At 62.4% G+C, this 670-nt stretch carries 1 protein-coding gene; it reads right to left on the bottom strand.

The genetic code is table 11. The annotated features are described in order from the left end of the window. Positions 1 to 670, bottom strand: a 670-nt coding sequence (gene tnpC / locus ACPUER_RS37000; protein WP_425133608.1) for an IS66 family transposase, incomplete at both ends; no start/stop codon positions are given.

The raw sequence follows: 670 nt of genomic DNA, 5'->3' as shown, positions 1-670 counted from the left end.
GTTCAAGTTCCACTACGTCACGTTCCACTTCGTACAGCGCGCCGAAGTACCGCAGCGCCTGCCCGGCGAGTGCACTTTGGTGCTTAATGTGTAGATCGAAGAACTTCCGGCGGGCATGGGCGAGACATCCGATCTCGGTGATCCCGTTTTCGAAGCCGGCCTTGTAGCCGCCGTAGTCGTCGCACACCAGCTTGCCGCGCCACTCGCCCAGGAAGGCGCGCGCGTGTTCGCCGGCACGACTGTCTGCGAAGTCGTAGATCACCGCTTTCAGATCGGTGAACTGCGTGGTGCTGTACGCCCATAGATAGGCGCGATGGGTCTTGCCTTTGCCCGGTGCGAGCCTCTGTACCGGCGTCTCGTCAGCGTGCAGCACGTGTTGCTGCAACAGTTCCTGCTGTAGCGCGTCGACCAGAGGCTGCAATCGCACGCCGCATACCCCGACCCAGGCACCGAGCGTCGATTGCGGTATCGCCAAGCCAGCACGTGCAAAGATGCGCTCCAATCGATAGAGCGGCAAGTGATCGGCGTACTTTGCCACCAGCACCCACGCGAGCAGTGCAGCAGTCGGGATGCCCTTGTCGATCACCTGCGGCGCAACCGGCGCCTGCACCAGCGTCTCACATGCCTTGCACACCCACTTGCCGCGGATATGCCGCTCCACCGTGAACAC

The sequence above is a fragment of the Burkholderia sp. DN3021 genome, from assembly GCF_049805555.1.
Taxonomy (GTDB): domain Bacteria; phylum Pseudomonadota; class Gammaproteobacteria; order Burkholderiales; family Burkholderiaceae; genus Burkholderia; species Burkholderia pyrrocinia_C.
Note: the sequence above shows the minus strand (reverse complement) of the source record. Positions and strands in the feature narration are given on the sequence as shown.